The sequence below is a fragment of the Mannheimia haemolytica genome, from assembly GCF_004342115.1.
GTDB classification, from domain to species: Bacteria; Pseudomonadota; Gammaproteobacteria; order Enterobacterales; family Pasteurellaceae; genus Mannheimia; species Mannheimia haemolytica.
The window spans coordinates 41,277-57,751 of sequence record NZ_SMAC01000006.1 but is presented as its reverse complement, the minus strand read 5'-3'; the positions used below and the strand labels follow the sequence as shown (position 1 = coordinate 57,751).

Sequence of the window (16,475 nt, the reverse complement as noted above, 5' to 3'; positions counted from 1 at the left end):
CGCATACCGCTTGTTTACTTTTTATCACCTCATAAATATGCACGATTATGACTGACGAAAATAAACAAACAGCCACAAATCAAACGGACTCAGCACAAGAGCCACAAGCAACACAGCCTAAAAAATCAAAGTGGCGGTTTTTGAAGCACGGCTTTTGTCTGACGTTTATTCTACTTTTACTCGCCATTCTCTTTCTATGCACAGGTTACGGGCAACGTAAAGTGTTAAGCTGGGTAGATAAATTCGTAGAGCCATTACAACTTGGGCAAGTGCAAGGTAGCCTGCAAGATGGGTTACAGCTTTCTGATGCCCGATTTGTGATGGACGGTGTGAATGTAACGGTTGGGCAAGCAGATCTGCATATTGGTTTTAGCTGCTTGCTCCACTATGAAATGTGTTTGAATAATCTCAGCCTTAAAGATACAGAGGTGTTGATTGATACGACTAAATTACCCCCTTCTCAGCCAAAAGAAGAGACCGAACCTTTCACCGAATTAAATTTGCCATTGGGGATTTCAGCTCAAAATATCAATTTAGAGAATATCAAGGTCAAAGTTGATGATATGGATATTCATCTTAATCATTTCCACACTGCACTTTCTGGTAAAGGGCGGGCTATTACCGTTCACCCGACACAGTTAGAGGGGCTAAATCTGCTTTTAGCCTTAAAGTTAGACGAAACTGATACTGAACAAGCGGTCGATTTTGCACAAAAAAATGCAAAAACAGAGGCGTTATCAGCGACAAATCCACAAGAGATTGCTGATAAAGTGATTCAAGAGGCGGTGGTGGAAAAAACCAGTGAAAAAGTCGTAGAGGGCTTTCACCAATTACAGAGAAAAACTGTTGCACAGGCCGAACAGGTGGATAATAAAGTGGATTGGGCAGCGATTAAAGCACAATTAGCACAGCCGTTATTGGATAAAAATATTCGCTTTAGTTTGCCTCTTGATCTCAATATTGAACAGATTGATATTGCGAATGTAGCGATTGCTCAAAAAGCTAAAGATGAAAAAGGGAATTTGATTGAGCCGATCTCATTGTTAAATGTTGCCTCTTTACAGCTTCAGGCTCAAGCAAAAGATCAGCATATCAACCTAAAAAGTTTAGATTTCAAAAGCGACCAAGGGGATCTAACCGCAAGCGGTTCTTTATCGTTACAAGATAATTATCCGCTAAGTTGGACGCTAAGTGGTCACGAGGCAAAAACGGCGAAAGTAAAATTGCCGTTCAATCAAATTGAAGCCTCTCTTTCCGGTGAGCTATATGACAAAACCAGCCTAAAAGTGAAGACGGCTGGTGCAATTAGCGCCTCGTTGGAGGGCAATGTTGCACTGGCTCAGGCGAAAACTCCCTTTGATTTATCGCTGAAGAGTGAGTCAATGCGTTATCCGTTTGCTCCTCAGCAAAATGGTGATGTGCTGAGTTTAGAGAATATCGCCATGAGGCTTAATGGCAATCTCCTGGATTACGCTTTGGAGGCTAAAGTCAGTGCCAAAGGAATGGGCGTGCCTGCAAGCTCGGCTAGTTTAACTGGCAAAGGGGAATTAACCCATTTTAATATACAAGATTTAAGTCTCAATACGCTGGAAGGTACGGCGAAGATCGACGGTTTAGTGGATTGGAGCGAGGGCGTTGCGTGGCGTTCAAATTTGAAACTTCAGCATATTAACACTAAATCCCTACTGGCAGACTGGCCGGCGGTATTGTCCGGTTCTTTATCTTCCGAAGGTTATGCAGGACGGGGCAATTCAGCTAGCGGATGGAAAGCGGACGTCTCGAATATTGATATTAAAGGTTCGTTATTACAGAAAAATCTACACTTAAGCGGTAATTTAAAAGCCGATCATCAACAACTTTTAGATGTTCCGGGCTTATCGCTGGTGTATGGTGAAAATAAGATCGATTTAAAAGGCGTGTTAGGCGAAAAATCTGATTTCTATGCGGATATTAAAGCCCCTAATTTGCAAGGGTTAGTGCCGAATTTAAAAGCCAGCGTGAATGGTAATGCCAAATTATCGGGTAAGGTTTCAGAACCTAACATTGATTTAGATTTAGTGGCCTCAAATGTAGGCTATGAGCAATTTAAACTGCAAAATTTAACCGCAAAAGGCAAAATTACCACTGAGAAAACCATTCAAGGGGATTTAACCTTGGGGTTACGTCAATTTGCCTATAATGAAATCAAAGTGGAAAATGCCACTTTATTGCTAAAAGGAAATGAAGAAAATCATAGCTTGAAATTAAGTGCAAAAGGCAATCCGGTTGGTGCTGATTTGCAAATTTCTGGAAAATTTGACCGTTTGAAAGAAATTTGGGAAGGGCAATTAAGCCAAGTTTCGATTCAATCCACCGAGTTTGGTCAATTCCAAGCAGATAAAGCAGTGAATGTGAAATATGACAATAAAGCCATTAACGCCAATATTTCCGCACATTGTTGGCATAACCGGAAAATTAATCTTTGTTTCCCGACTGCATTTAATGCCGGTGTTGAGGGTAAAGTGCCTTTTGAAATCCGTAACTTTGATTTAGCGGTATTGCAACAATTTTTGGAGAAAAACAGCCAGCTTTCAGGGATTGTGAATGCCAAAGGCGATGCAGCTTGGTTTAAAAACAAACAGCCTCAAGTGAATCTGGATTTAACCTCTAATGCGATTAAATTTATTCAAAAAATGGAGGGGGGAAAAAGTTTCCCACTCACCGTTTCACCGCTTAAAATTGATCTGAAAATGTCTGACAATAATTTAACCCTTAAATCTGATTTAAGGGTCGAAAATAACGGCAGACTTTCGACTGATTTAGTGATGAAAGATTTAAGTAAGGCTCGTGCGTTATCCGGCAATATTCATCTTGACCAATTAAGCTTAAAGCTGATTCGACCGCTACTTGAACGGGGCGATTCGGTTGATGGCAATGTGAATGCTCGTCTTACCGTGAGCGGCACCGCAACCTCTCCGTTATTGCACGGAAATCTAAACGTTACAGAGTTAAAAGCTCGCTCTGTTACAATGCCGTTTGATATTACAGGTGGGAATTTAGCAATGAATTTCCACGGGGCAACATCGACTTTAAGCGGTAAATTACAAACCAAACAAAGCGAACTGCGTTTGGAGGGTGATGCAGACTGGCGAGATCTAAATGCGTGGAAAACACGGGTTCACGCTCAAGCTAACCGTTTCCAAGTGGATATTCCTAATATCGCAAAAGTGGCAGTTAGCCCGGATATTCAAGTGACGGCAACGCCAACTCTTTTAACCTTAAGTGGAAATGTAGATATCCCTTGGGCAAGAATTGAAGTCGAGCAGTTACCTGAAAGTGCGGTCAGTGTAAGTGGAGATGAGGTGATTATGGACGGCTCTGTGAAAAATAAAGTGCCGTTTAGCCAACGTAATATTCCGGCTCAAACCTCAGGTGGAATGGCAATTAATGCAGATATTAAGATTAACATCGGTAATGATGTCAAACTCAAAGCCTATGGTTTAAACAGTAACGTGAATGGCTTATTGTCTGTCAGACAAGGCAAACAAGGTTTAGGGCTTTACGGGCAAGTTCATTTGCGTGAAGGACGATTTGCCGCTTATGGTCAAGACTTGCTGATTCGTAAAGGTGATATTAGTTTTGCCGGCTCACCGTCTCAGCCAACCTTAGATATTGAAGCTATACGCAATCCGGAGGCAATGGAAGATCCGACCATTACAGCTGGGGTAAGAGTGACCGGTTTGGCAGACAATCCAACGGTAAAAGTATTCTCTGATCCGGCAATGTCGCAAAATGAAGCACTTTCCTATATTTTAACTGGTCGTTCATTGGAAAGCAGTGGCGATACCAGCTCCAGTAATGCAGTCGCAGCGGCATTACTCAGTATGAGCTTATCAAAAAGCAGTAAATTGGTGGGTGATGTTGGTAGCACTTTCGGACTCAAAGATTTAAGCGTGACCACCGCAGGTATTGGCGATAACACCAAAGTAGAAGTAAGTGCCAGCCTTGCCCCTAAATTCAGAGTGAAGTATGGCGTGGGCATTTTTGCACCGCTTACCGAATTAACCTTACGCTATAATTTAACGCCAAGATTGTACTTACAATGGGTCTCAAGTATTAACCAAGCGGTAGATTTAATGTATCGCTTTGAATTTGACGAGCTATTCTAGTTAAGGCTGAATGAAAGGTTGTTAATGTTTCGCCATTAACAACCTTTTTGCTTTATAGTAGAATGGCAAACCCGATTTACAAGCGGTTGAAAAAACAAAAAAATTGACAAAATTATGGAAAAACAACGCCAACGCGAATTACAAAAATGGCTTAAAAGTCAGCAAAAAGTCATCAAAAAATATATGCACTTAAACATACTGTTAGGGAGTTTCAGTAGTTTATGTATGATTGGACAGATGTGGCTGATTGCCACAATGTTAGACAAAATGCTTATCGGAAAGCAGTCACCGAATAGCTTTCTGGTTGAAATTATGCTCTTATTCTGTTGTTTTGCTGCCAGAGCATTCTTCATTTTTCTGCGTGAGCGTGTCGGTTTCAAAGCAGGGCAAACCTTGCGTTTACATCTTCGCCGCCAAATTCTAGCCAAAATGGAAGCAGTCGGGCCGATGAGCATTCAACAAAAACCGGCGGGCAGCTGGGCAACCTTAATGCTCGAGCAGGTGGAAAATCTACATAATTTCTACGCACGCTATTTGCCACAGCAATTTTTATCGCTGATAGTGCCATTACTGATCCTCTGTTTTGTATTCCCGATTAACTGGGCAGCAGGGGCTATTTTATTTGCAACAATGCCATTATTACCTTTATTTATGATTTTAGCCGGAATGAAAGCAGTGGAGGCAAATCAGCGTAATATCGGCATTCTTTCCCGTATTAGCGGACAGTTCTTAGATAAATTAAAAGGTTTAGAAACCATTCGCTTATTTGGGCAAGCGGAAAAGCAGACTGAACAAATCTACCAAAGCACCGAAGATTTCCGAATCAGTACGATGGACGTACTAAAAATGGCGTTTTTATCCTCTGCGGTATTGGAGTTTTTCACGGCGGTATCGATTGCGGTGACGGCGGTCTATTTTGGCTTTATTTTTTTAGGTGAGCTGGATTTTGGCTATTATGGTACGGGCGTGACCTTATTTATCGGCTTCTTTTGTCTAATGATGGCACCTGAGTTTTACCAACCGATGCGTGAACTTGGCGTGTTTTATCACGACAAGGCAGCAGCGATTAGTGCCGCAGATAATATCGAAACTTTCTTAAAAGAAAAGGTGAAAACGCAAGGTGGCAATTTACAAAAAAATGTTGAAAATCAACCGCTTGTGATTCAAGCCAAAGATTGCGTGATCTTCTCACCACAAGGCAAAGCCTTAACCCAAGCGTTAAATTTCGAGTTGAATGCACACCAACATATCGCTTTGGTTGGGCAAAGTGGTGCAGGAAAAAGTTCATTAATGAATATGTTACTTGGTTTCTTGCCTTATGAAGGGTCGGTTACGATTAACGGCACCGAACTGCGAGATTTAAATTTAAGCCAATGGCGAGCGAAATTAGCGTGGGTGGGGCAAAATCCGCAATTAATGCATGGCAGTTTGAAAGAGAATATTTTAATAGGCAACCCTAATGCGACAGATTCTGAATTAGCCAAGGCATTACAGCTTTCAAAAGCCGATGAATTTGTGGCACGTTTAGGGTTGGAGCATCAAGTGCAAGACAGTAATATCGGTATCTCTGGCGGGCAAGCACAGCGGATTGCGATTGCACGAGCGTTGCTTCGCCCGTACGAATTATTACTGTTAGACGAGCCGACTGCAAGCCTTGATATGGATTCGGAACAGCAAGTGTTAGCCGCTCTGCATAATCTCAGCCGAGAGCAAACAACGCTAATGATTACTCATCGAGTGGAAGATTTAACCCAATGCGATGAAATTTGGGTGATGAAACAAGGGCAAATCATTCAGAAAGGTCGTTTCACTGAATTAGAACACACCGGCTTTTTTGCGGAATTATTACATAATGAATTAGTGCATCAGGGAGAAATCTAATGAAATCGTTGTTCCCGTTTTTTGCTCTCTACCAAACCCATTTTGGGCGACTATTATTAGGTGTTGTGCTGGCAATTTTAGGATTAGCGGCAAGTATCGGTTTGCTCAGCCTTTCCGGTTGGTTTTTAGCTGCCTCATTTCTAGCCGGCAATGCGCTTATTTTTAACTTTTTCTACCCTTCATCGGGGGTGAGAGGGTTGGCAGTAGGGCGGACAATTTCACGTTACTTTGAACGTTTAGTCACCCACGATGCGACTTTTCGGGTATTGGCGAATTTGCGTGCTAGCGTCTTTAAAAAATTGATTCCACTGAGTCCAAGCGGGCTAAATCGCTTTAGAAACAGCGAATTGTTAAACCGCTTGGTGGCAGATGTGGATACGTTAGACACCCTATATCTGAATTTAGTCTCGCCTTTTGTCAGTGCAGTGATGATTATTGCATTTATGGCAATCGGGCTTTCTTTTGTTTCCGTGCCATTAATGCTGATCATTTGCGGCACACTATTGGTATTGCTTGCCGTTATTCCTACCGTATTTTATCGATTGGGTTTGAAATTAGGGCGTAATGCAATACAAAGCCGAGCAAATTACCGCAGCCAATTTATTGAGTGGGTACAGTTAAATGCAGAATTTTTACTCTTTGGCAACTTGAACCAAATGAGCGAAAAACTACAGCAAACTGAACACCAATGGCTGAACGCTCAAAGCAAAGAAAGCCGACTGTCCGGCTTATCAAATAGCTTGATAATGTTATCCAACGGCATTTTGACTTGTGTGGTGATCTATTTGGTTTCAACTTCGATTAATGTGCCCACTGCAAAATACCCTGAAGCCTTAATTGCGTTAGTGATTTTCTGTGTAATGGCATCGGCGGAGATTCTTTCCCCGATTGGTATCGCCTTTTTGCATTTAGGGCAAGTGATTACCGCCGCCGAGCGGATTAGTGAAATTACCGAACAACAGCCTAATGTAACATTTGGTAGCAAGGCAGAATGGCAAAATTTGAGCCAAAATCAACCGCTTGTACGCTTTGAAAACGTGAGCTTTGCTTATTACGGCGAGCAAAACGTACTAAATAATCTTTCCTTTGAGGTATTAAAAGGGCAGAAAGTGGCAATCTTAGGTAAAACAGGGAGCGGAAAATCGACCATATTCCAACTGTTAAACCGAAACTACGACCCTACAAGCGGTCAAATTTGGCTGAATAATTGTAAAATTGACGAATATTCAGAGCCGATGTTACGCTCAAAATTAGTTACCTTAAGCCAACGAGTGCATATTTTTAGCCAAACCCTAAAAGATAATTTATTAATGGGGAATGCTCAAGCTACAGATGAGCAAATGCAAGAAGTAGTAAGAAAAGTAGGCTTAGGGCATTTGCTTGAAATAGACGGCTTGAATTTATGGTTAGGCGAGGGCGGCAGACCGCTTTCCGGTGGCGAACAACGCCGTTTAGGGCTTGCCCGTTTGCTCCTGAGTTCTGCTGAATTAGTCTTACTTGATGAGCCAACAGAAGGACTGGACAGAGAAACCGAACAGCAGATTATAAACCTAATTTTGACTCACTGCTGTGATCGCACCTTAATTATGATCACTCACCGCCAAAGCGGACTGGATAAATTTGATGTGGTTTATCGAATAGATAATGGGCGATTGGTAGGATGGTTTTTGCAGCAAATTGCGTATTAATGAAAAGGCATTTATTTTTCAATAGAATAAATGCCTTTTGCCATTCAAAAGAAGCTGAAAAAATGCTATATTCCCACTAATGTTTTATCATATTGAATTTTACAGAGATGGCGGATTACCACGATATTACCCTTGCTTATGCCGGCGTTTGCCAAGCGGCGACGTTAGTGCAACAATTTGCACATAAAGGCATGGCAGACAGAGAGGCTTTTAAGTGTGCTTTAGAAAGCCTGTTAATCACTCAGCCGGAATCAACGTTAAGTGTATTTGGCGATGATCTTTCCCATTTAAAAATGGGCTTAGAAACCGCATTAGCTCAAACTGGCGGCGGTAACGGCAAATTAGATACCGAAGTCGGACGTTATTGGATAAGCCTGCTCGCCCTTAGCCAAAAACTCAATAAAAACCCTGAAGCAAAACAACAGTTAGCCCAGCGTTTACAGCAAGTGGAACGCCAGTTAGCCCTGTATGAAGATAATATGATGGCAGATCAAATGATTGCCAATTTAGCCGCTATTTATAGCGATATTATCAGCCCGTTAGGTACGAAAATTCACGTGATGGGAATGCAAGATTACTTGGTTCGCCCGGATATACAGAATAAAATTCGAGCCTCGCTACTAGCCGGTATTCGAGCCGGTATTTTGTGGCAGCAAGTCGGCGGAAGCCGTTGGCAATTTTTATTTTCACGCAAGAAAATTTTTAACCAAGCACAGAAATTTTATCGTCAAATCTAACCGAACATTTACCTATTTGGAGAATATAAAACAATGGAACTTACCGCTTTAACTGCGTTATCCCCGATTGATGGACGTTATCAAGACAAAGTTGCGAGCCTTCGTCCGATTTTTAGTGAATTTGGCTTATTAAAATTCCGTGTGATGGTGGAAGTTCGCTGGTTACAAAAATTGGCATCGCATACACAAATTAATGAAGTTCCAGTGTTTTCTGAAAAAGCAAACGATTACCTAAACCAAATTGTGGCTGATTTTTCGTTAGAAGATGCCAATCGGATTAAAACGATTGAACGTACCACCAACCACGATGTAAAAGCGGTGGAGTATTTCCTAAAAGAGAAATGTGAAGCGTTGCCTGAATTACAAGCGGTGAATGAATTTATTCATTTTGCTTGTACTTCTGAAGATATCAATAATACTTCGCACGCTTTAATGCTTAAAACCGCTCGTGAAGAAGTATTATTACCTGAATGGAAAAAAGTGATTGATGCTGTAGCAGAGCTGGCGAAATGTTACCAACATATTCCGTTGCTTTCTCGCACACACGGTCAGCCGGCAAGCCCGACCACAATGGGTAAAGAGATGGCAAATGTGGCATATCGTTTACAACGCCAATATAAACAGTTAGAAAATTTAGAAATTCTCGCTAAAATCAATGGAGCAGTGGGCAACTATAACGCACATTTATCGGCATATCCGGAGATTGATTGGCACACTTTCAGCCAAGAATTTGTGGAATCGTTAGGTGTGACGTGGAACCCATACACCACCCAAATTGAACCGCACGATTATATTGCGGAGTTCTTTGATTGCGTGGCTCGTTTTAATACGATTTTAATTGATTTTGATCGTGATATGTGGGGCTACATTGCCTTAAATCACTTCAAACAACGCACTATTGCCGGTGAAATCGGCTCTAGCACAATGCCACATAAAGTGAACCCGATTGATTTTGAAAACTCCGAAGGCAATCTTGGCTTGGCAAATGCGGTAATGGCTCATTTGGGGCAAAAATTGCCGATTTCTCGCTGGCAGCGTGACTTAACTGACTCCACCGTGTTGCGTAATTTAGGTGTAGGTTTAGGTTATGCGTTAATTGCTTATGCGTCCACCTTAAAAGGTATTAGCAAATTAGAAGTGAATGAACAACACTTGCGTGATGAACTCAACCAAAACTGGGAAGTATTGGCAGAGCCAATTCAAACTGTTATGCGTCGTTATGGCATTGAAAAACCGTATGAAAAACTTAAAGAGCTGACTCGAGGCAAACGGGTTGATGAAACCGCAATGCGTGAGTTTATCGATAAGTTGGAAATTCCGGAAAATGAAAAAAATCGTTTGAAAGAGATGACACCGGCAAGCTATATCGGCTATGCGGTTGAACTTGTTGATAAATTGTAAAATTTAACTGAAAAAAGACCGCTTGCAAGCGGTCTTTTTCTGCAAATTATTTGCAAAAGAGGAAATATGAAACAGGCAAACAGACACAAAAAGATCATCGAGCTGGTTAATCAGCTTGGCTATGTGAGTACCGAGCAATTAGTGGCTGAATTGAATGTGAGTCCGCAAACCATTCGCCGTGATCTGAATGAAATGGCAGAAAATAATCTGATTCGCCGTCATCACGGTGGGGCAGCCGCTCCTTCCAATACGGAGAATAGTGATTACACCCACCGCAAGCAATTTTTCTCACACGAGAAAAATGCGATTGCCCAACAGGTGGCAAAACTGATTCCAAATGGAGCATCATTATTTTTAGATATTGGCACGACTTCAGAAGCAGTGGCATTAGCCTTACTTTCGCATAAAAATTTAAAAGTAGTTACCAATAATTTAAATGCGGCTCATATTCTGATGCAAAATGAAGATTGCCAAATTACGGTAGCAGGCGGAGGGCTAAGAAGTGATGGCGGGCTAATCGGAGAAGAAACGGTTCGCTTTATTAACCAATTCCGTTTGGACTTTGGGATTTTAGGCATTAGTGCGGTGGATATGGACGGCTCTATGCTCGATTACGATTACCACGAAGTGCAGGTAAAGCGTGCATTAATGGAATGTTCCCGACAAGTGGTTTTAGTGACCGATCATTCAAAGTTTACCCGTACAGCTATTGCACGTTTAGGAAATGTTAAAGAAGTAAATTATTTGTTTACAGATCAAGATTTACCGTTAGAATTACAAACTCATTTAAGCCAATCGGACGTTATCGTCAAAATTTGTAATGAATAACGAAACTCTTTTTTCTAAACAAAAATGGATTGCCTACGCCCAGTTAATGCGTTTCGATAAACCCATCGGCACGTTATTATTATTACACCCCACACTATGGGCGTTATTTATTGCCGCAGAGGGAATGCCGCCTGTTGCGATTTTAGCCATTTTTACCCTTGGGGTAATCGTTATGCGTGCGGCAGGTTGTGTGATTAATGATTATGCCGATAGAGAAATTGACGGACACGTTAAACGCACCTCTCAACGCCCATTAGCTACCGGCAGAGTGACCACCACTGAGGCAAAAGTCATTTTTGCCATCTTGCTGTTGTTCGCTTTTCTGCTCGATTTAATGCTAAACCGCTATGCGTTTCTGCTTTCCTTTGTGGCAGTTTTTCTGGCGGTGATTTATCCCTTTATGAAGCGTTTTACCCACTTGCCACAAGTAGTGCTTGGAATGGCATTCGGTTGGTCGATTCCGATGGCATTTGGTGCGGTAACGGAAACTCTTCCACTTGAATGCTGGCTGCTGTTTTTTGCCAATCTAGCGTGGACAGTCGCCTACGACACCCAATATGCAATGGTTGATCGTGACGATGATTTACGAATTGGAGTTAAATCCACTGCAATTTTATTCGCTCAATACGATAATAAAATTATTGCGTTATTACAGTTTATCACCTTGATTTTATTGGGATTATTGGGCGTGGTAAAAGATTATCACATCGGCTATTTTGTCGTATTAGCCTTAAGTGCCACGCTGTTTATCTACCAATGTTGGCTGACCAAAAAAAGAGAACGTAGCGAATGCTTTAAAGCGTTTCTAAATAACCACTATTTCGGCTTAGGTGTGTTCGTGGCGATTTTAGTCGGGATTTATTTCTGATGACGGTAGGGGCTAAAAATGTTTAGCTCCTATTTTTTATCTATGGTTTTTATCTACAAGCGGTGAAATTTATCGGGAAATTTGTAAAATATATCCAGTTGTAGTTAATTATATTCTTGCTTCATTAGTCAATCGGTTTGTAAAATATCCCATTTTGTAGTAGACATTCAAAAAAGGGACATTACAATGCCAAACAGCACAGCACAGCACAGCACAGCACAGCACAGCACAGCACAGCACAGCACAGCACAGCACAGCACAGCACAGCACAGCACAGCACAGCACAGCCTTGCCAACTTTTCGCTTAAAGATCAACAACTTTCTCAATTAAAATCCCTTTTACCTGAAATTTTCAGCGAAGGTAAAATCGACTTCGACAAATTCCAACAACTTTTTTCGGATAATTTTTCCACCGAACCTGACCGCTATATGCTCAACTGGGCAGGAAAATCAACAGCCTATCAAACCTTACAAACCCCAACCAGCAAAACGCTCACTCCTTGCGAGGAAGAGAGTGTGGATTTTGAAAATACGCAGAATATCTTTATTGAGGGTGAAAATTTAGATGTATTAAAAGCCCTGCAAAAATCCTACTTCAATTCGGTCAAAATGATTTATATCGACCCGCCATACAATACAGGCAACGATTTTATTTATAACGACAGTTTTGCCGATACCAAAGCAGATTATGCGGAGAAAGTGGGCGACGTTGATGAACACGGCAAATTGAAACGAGCCTTTGTTCGTAACAGCAAAGAAAATGGGCATTATCACAGTAACTGGCTGAATATGATGTTGCCTCGTTTGCATCTCGCAAAAAATTTACTGCGTGATGACGGGGTGATTTTTATTTCAATTGATGATAACGAACAGGCACAGCTGAAATTGCTTTGTGATGAAGTGTTTGGGGAGGAGAATTTTGTTGCCATATTATCAGTTGAAAATAATCCGAAAGGTAGAAAGAATTCTAAATTTATTTCTGTAAGTAATGATTTTTGTATTATTTATGCTAAAAATAAAGAAATGGGGAAATTTGTTGAAAATATTCCTAAAAATGCTAAGGATATGTGTCAAGATGAAAATGGACATTATGTTCACGCAAGTGGAAAACGAGTATTAGTTGGGGAAAACAAATTTAATCAGCCTGTAACAGATTTTACCTCAGATAAACACTATTCAGTTTATTTTAATAAATTAGATGATGATATTATTTTAAAGTTCGAAGATTCTCTTGATGATAAGGATTTAAATTTAATTAATCAAGGGTATGTAAGATATATTTCGTTTTTTGATGATGAATTTGTAGAAAACACATACACAAGATTTAAATTCCTTGAGTTATTTGAAGACGAATCTTTAGAATTCACAGAAGATAAAATTTATGAAAAAAACTTTAGTGATACTATAAGAATGAAAAGTATACTGAATAATAAAAACTATAAAGCAGTTTCGGCTGGTAATTTAACCAATTACACCCTAGATGTTAAGACAACTTCGGCAGGAACACTGCTAAAAGAATTATTCGAAACAAAACTCCCTGTTTTCTCTGCACCTAAAAATCCTAATTTTTTAAGACATTTAATAACTCTATTTGAAGATAAAAATTTTATTTCTTTAGATTTCTTTGCTGGCAGTTCATCATTTCCACACGCAATATTGGAAAGTAATAGAATTGATAAGGGTAATAGAAAATTTATTGCGGTTCAATATCCTGAAGAAATTGATATCAAGAGTAAGAATGGAAAAGTAGCAAAGCAATTTTGCCAAAGAAAAAATTTACCACTATATATAACTGAAATTTCAAAAGAACGTATTCGCCGTGCCGGAAAGCAGATTTTGCAAAATAACCCCGAAAACCGACCGCTTGATGTAGGTTTTAAAGTCTTCAAACTGACAGAAAGCCATTTTAAACAATGGCAATCGCCCACATCTGAAAATTTAGCCGATCAACTTGAAATGTTTATTGATCCTGTTAGTGAAAAAGCGGATACGCAAGCCGTTTTATATGAGCTTTTATTGCGTTTAGGGTTAAAACTCACGGCAAAAGTGCGGTTGGAAAATAAGGTGTTTTGGGTGGAAGAAAACGGGCTGATTTTCGCCTTGCTGTTAAATGCAGCCGACGAAGAAATTATTCAAACTGTTATCGCTCAACAACCGAAAAAAGTCATCGCTTTAGACCGTTTATTCAACGGCAATGATGCCCGGAAGAAAAACACCGAATTGCAAATGCAAGATGCCGGCATTACGTTTTTTGTGATTTAAGGAGAAAAAATGGAACTCCAATTTGAAACCTTAGAGTATCAATTACAAGCCGTTAATGCCACAGTAAATTTGTTTGTCGGACAGCCGAATGCCGCAACTGAATTTTCACTCAAAGCCCAAAATGATATGCGGTTTGTGCCGAATTTAGGCTTGCAGATTAGTGATGAGCAGTTACAACAGAATTTGGCTAATCTGCAAAACAGGCAAAAAATCGACCGCACTTTGCTTGTCGAACAGGGAAAAAATTTTACCGTGGAAATGGAAACCGGTACAGGGAAAACCTATGTCTATTTACGCACGATTTTTGAATTAAACCGTCAATACGGCTGGCAAAAATTTGTGATTGTCGTGCCGAGTGTGGCAATTCGTGAGGGAGTGTTGCATACGTTGGAAACTACAAAAAGCCATTTTAATACGGTATTTGATAACCCGAGCGTCAATCAAAAATTTGAATATAAAAGCAACCAAATTTCACGCTTAAAATCCTTTGCTAGTGCTAATCATATTGAAATTTTAGTGATGAATATTGATTCTTTCACCAAAGAAAGTAACGTGATTAATACCGTGAATGAAAGCGGTGATGCTCCGATTTTCTATATTCAACAGGCGAATCCGATTGTGATTATTGATGAACCGCAAAATATGGAAACGGAGATTCGCCGTAATGCGATTGAGAGTTTAAGTCCGCTTTTCACTTTGCGTTATTCTGCCACCCATAAAAATGCGTATAACCCGATTTTTAGCCTCAATCCGGTGCAAGCCTATGAAATGGGATTAGTTAAACAAATTGAGGTAGATAGCGTATTGGCGGAAAATGAGGTAAATGGAGCTTATCTTTCCCTCAAAGAGATTAAAACAGGGGCAAAAAGCTGGTCGGCAAAAATCGAAATTTCATTTAACGATAAAAAAGCGATGAAAAAGAAAGTGATTAGCGTGAAACCGAATCAGGATTTGTATGAGCTTTCCAACCAAAATGAAATGTATCGTTCAGGGTTTATATTAAGCGGAATGGATACCGATAGCCAAATGGTTAGCTTCTCCAACGGCACACAAATTTTTCAAGGGGCGGAACATTCCCAACTTAAAGAAGATGTGCAAAAAATGCAGATTCGCCGCACTATTGGCGAGCATTTGCAAAAAGAAAAGAAATTACGACCGCTTGGGATCAAGGTGTTGTCTTTGTTCTTTATCGATAAAGTGGATAATTATCGCCCTTCTGCACAAAGCCCTACGGGGGGAAAATTTGCAAAATGGTTTGAGGAAATTTATTTGGAGCTAGCCAAAGAAGAGCCTCAAGGCGTGCATAACGGTTATTTCTCACAGGATAAAAAAGGCGTAGCAAAAGATACTAATGGCACAACGCAAGCGGATAACGAGACTTATCAACTGATTATGCGGGATAAAGAAAAATTGCTTTCGCTGGAGAATCCGTTACGGTTTATTTTCTCGCATTCTGCCTTAAAAGAAGGATGGGATAATCCGAATGTGTTTCAAATTTGTACTTTAAACGATACTGCAAGCGAAATGAAAAAACGCCAAGAGATTGGGCGGGGCTTGCGTTTGCCTGTGAATCAACAAGGATTGCGGATTTATGATCGTCATCTAAATACGCTGACAATTATCGCAAATGAAAGTTACGAACAATTTGCCGCCACATTACAGCGTGAAATTGAGGAAGATTGTGGTGTACAGTTTGCCAAAAGCAATGTTAAAAAACGGGAAGATAAAAAAGCCGTTCGCTACCGTAAAGATTTCAGCTTACATCCGGAATTTGCGGCAATTTGGGAACGGATTAAACACCAAACCACTTATCGGGTAGATTTCAGTAATGCGGAATTGATTGAAAGTGCGGTGGAAAAAATCCGCAAAATGCCCGATATCGACGCGACAAAAATTAAGCATTCCAAAGTGAAATTGGAAATGAATGAAACAGGGATTTCAACTAATTATCGCTCATCTAATGAAACAGCGGTAAATAAACAATGGGCGATACCTGATTTATTGAGTGAGATTCAAAAGAAAACCGGGCTGACGCGTGCGACCCTTTGCAAAATTTTACAAAAATCCGACCGCTTGCAAGAAGTCTTCCGCAATCCGCAACGCTTTATTGATTTAATTGCAGAGCAAATCAACCTTGCTTTACAACAAATTATGACAGACGGGGTGGAATATCACAAAATTGCCGGAAAAACCTATGAAATGACGTTATTCGGCGATTTTGATTTTTACCTCAATCAATATACTTTTGAAGTTCAAGATAAAACAAAAACGATTTATGAAGACTATATTGCACTGGATTCCCAAACAGAAAATATCTTCGCCCGACATTGTGAATCTAGTGAGCAAGTGGAGTTTTATTTTAAATTACCCAAACGTTTTAAAATTCCAACGCCATTAGGCAGCTATAATCCCGATTGGGCAGTTGTGTTTAAGGGAGAAAATAAAATTTACTTGGTTGCCGAAACGAAAAATACAGGCAAAGGTATTCAAGCAGGAGTAGATGAAGAAAAATTAGATGAAAGTGAACGAATGAAAATCGACTATGCCCGTAAGCATTTCAAAGGCTTACAGAGAGATTATAAGGATTTGGATTATAGGGTTGTACAGAAAGTGGAGGAGCTGTCTGTGGAGTATTGTAAAATTTAATCTGTGGTCTTGTAGA

Annotated in this window: 9 protein-coding genes; all 9 read left to right on the top strand. The window is 40.3% G+C overall.

Annotation, left to right across the window (positions count from 1 at the left end; genetic code table 11):
• The first annotated feature begins 47 nt into the window (after positions 1-47).
• The 9 genes from tamB (at position 48) to EDC41_RS03060 (ending at position 16,459) form a co-directional block, all read left to right on the top strand.
• Positions 48-4,148, top strand: coding sequence for an autotransporter assembly complex protein TamB (gene tamB, locus EDC41_RS03105; RefSeq protein ID WP_006250657.1), 4,101 nt, complete (start codon positions 48-50; stop codon positions 4,146-4,148).
• 114 nt (positions 4,149-4,262) lie between these two features.
• Positions 4,263-6,029 carry a heme ABC transporter permease/ATP-binding protein CydD gene (cydD, locus tag EDC41_RS03100; RefSeq protein ID WP_006250658.1) on the top strand — a complete coding sequence of 589 codons (1,767 nt, stop codon included), beginning with the start codon at positions 4,263-4,265 and terminating at the stop codon, positions 6,027-6,029.
• The gene (cydC, locus tag EDC41_RS03095) at positions 6,029-7,717 is read left to right on the top strand and encodes a heme ABC transporter ATP-binding protein/permease CydC (protein WP_006250659.1); all 1,689 of its coding nucleotides are present in this window, start codon (positions 6,029-6,031) and stop codon (positions 7,715-7,717) included. Before cydD ends, cydC begins: the two co-directional genes overlap by 1 nt.
• Before the next feature lie 107 nt (positions 7,718-7,824).
• Positions 7,825-8,454: a high frequency lysogenization protein HflD gene (gene hflD / locus EDC41_RS03090; RefSeq protein WP_006250660.1), complete on the top strand. Its 630-nt coding sequence runs from the start codon at positions 7,825-7,827 to the stop codon at positions 8,452-8,454.
• 33 nt (positions 8,455-8,487) lie between these two features.
• Entirely contained in the window at positions 8,488-9,855 is a 1,368-nt protein-coding gene (gene purB, locus EDC41_RS03085) for an adenylosuccinate lyase (RefSeq protein ID WP_006250661.1), read from the top strand.
• A 66-nt stretch (positions 9,856-9,921) separates the two neighbouring features.
• On the top strand, positions 9,922-10,683 hold the full coding sequence (locus EDC41_RS03080) for a DeoR/GlpR family transcriptional regulator (protein ID WP_006248096.1): 762 nt from the start codon (positions 9,922-9,924) through the stop codon (positions 10,681-10,683).
• Positions 10,676-11,551, top strand: a complete 876-nt coding sequence (ubiA, locus tag EDC41_RS03075) for a 4-hydroxybenzoate octaprenyltransferase (protein WP_006248097.1) — start codon at positions 10,676-10,678, stop codon at positions 11,549-11,551. Before EDC41_RS03080 ends, ubiA begins: the two co-directional genes overlap by 8 nt.
• A 429-nt stretch (positions 11,552-11,980) precedes the next feature.
• A complete protein-coding gene (locus EDC41_RS03065; RefSeq protein ID WP_006250663.1) occupies positions 11,981-13,813 on the top strand; it encodes a site-specific DNA-methyltransferase in 1,833 nt (610 codons plus the stop codon).
• A 9-nt stretch (positions 13,814-13,822) separates the two neighbouring features.
• Positions 13,823-16,459 carry a restriction endonuclease gene (locus tag EDC41_RS03060; RefSeq protein ID WP_006250664.1) on the top strand — a complete coding sequence of 879 codons (2,637 nt, stop codon included), beginning with the start codon at positions 13,823-13,825 and terminating at the stop codon, positions 16,457-16,459.
• The last annotated feature ends 16 nt before the right edge of the window (positions 16,460-16,475 follow it).

Coding starts and splice junctions, on each gene's coding strand:
- hflD (WP_006250660.1), top strand. CDS start 7,825: ATGGCGGATTACCACGATATTACCCTTGCTTATGCCGGCGTTTGCCAA.
- EDC41_RS03065 (WP_006250663.1), top strand. CDS start 11,981: ATGCTCAACTGGGCAGGAAAATCAACAGCCTATCAAACCTTACAAACC.
- cydC (WP_006250659.1), top strand. CDS start 6,029: ATGAAATCGTTGTTCCCGTTTTTTGCTCTCTACCAAACCCATTTTGGG.
- cydD (WP_006250658.1), top strand. CDS start 4,263: ATGGAAAAACAACGCCAACGCGAATTACAAAAATGGCTTAAAAGTCAG.
- EDC41_RS03080 (WP_006248096.1), top strand. CDS start 9,922: ATGAAACAGGCAAACAGACACAAAAAGATCATCGAGCTGGTTAATCAG.
- EDC41_RS03060 (WP_006250664.1), top strand. CDS start 13,823: ATGGAACTCCAATTTGAAACCTTAGAGTATCAATTACAAGCCGTTAAT.
- tamB (WP_006250657.1), top strand. CDS start 48: ATGACTGACGAAAATAAACAAACAGCCACAAATCAAACGGACTCAGCA.
- ubiA (WP_006248097.1), top strand. CDS start 10,676: ATGAATAACGAAACTCTTTTTTCTAAACAAAAATGGATTGCCTACGCC.
- purB (WP_006250661.1), top strand. CDS start 8,488: ATGGAACTTACCGCTTTAACTGCGTTATCCCCGATTGATGGACGTTAT.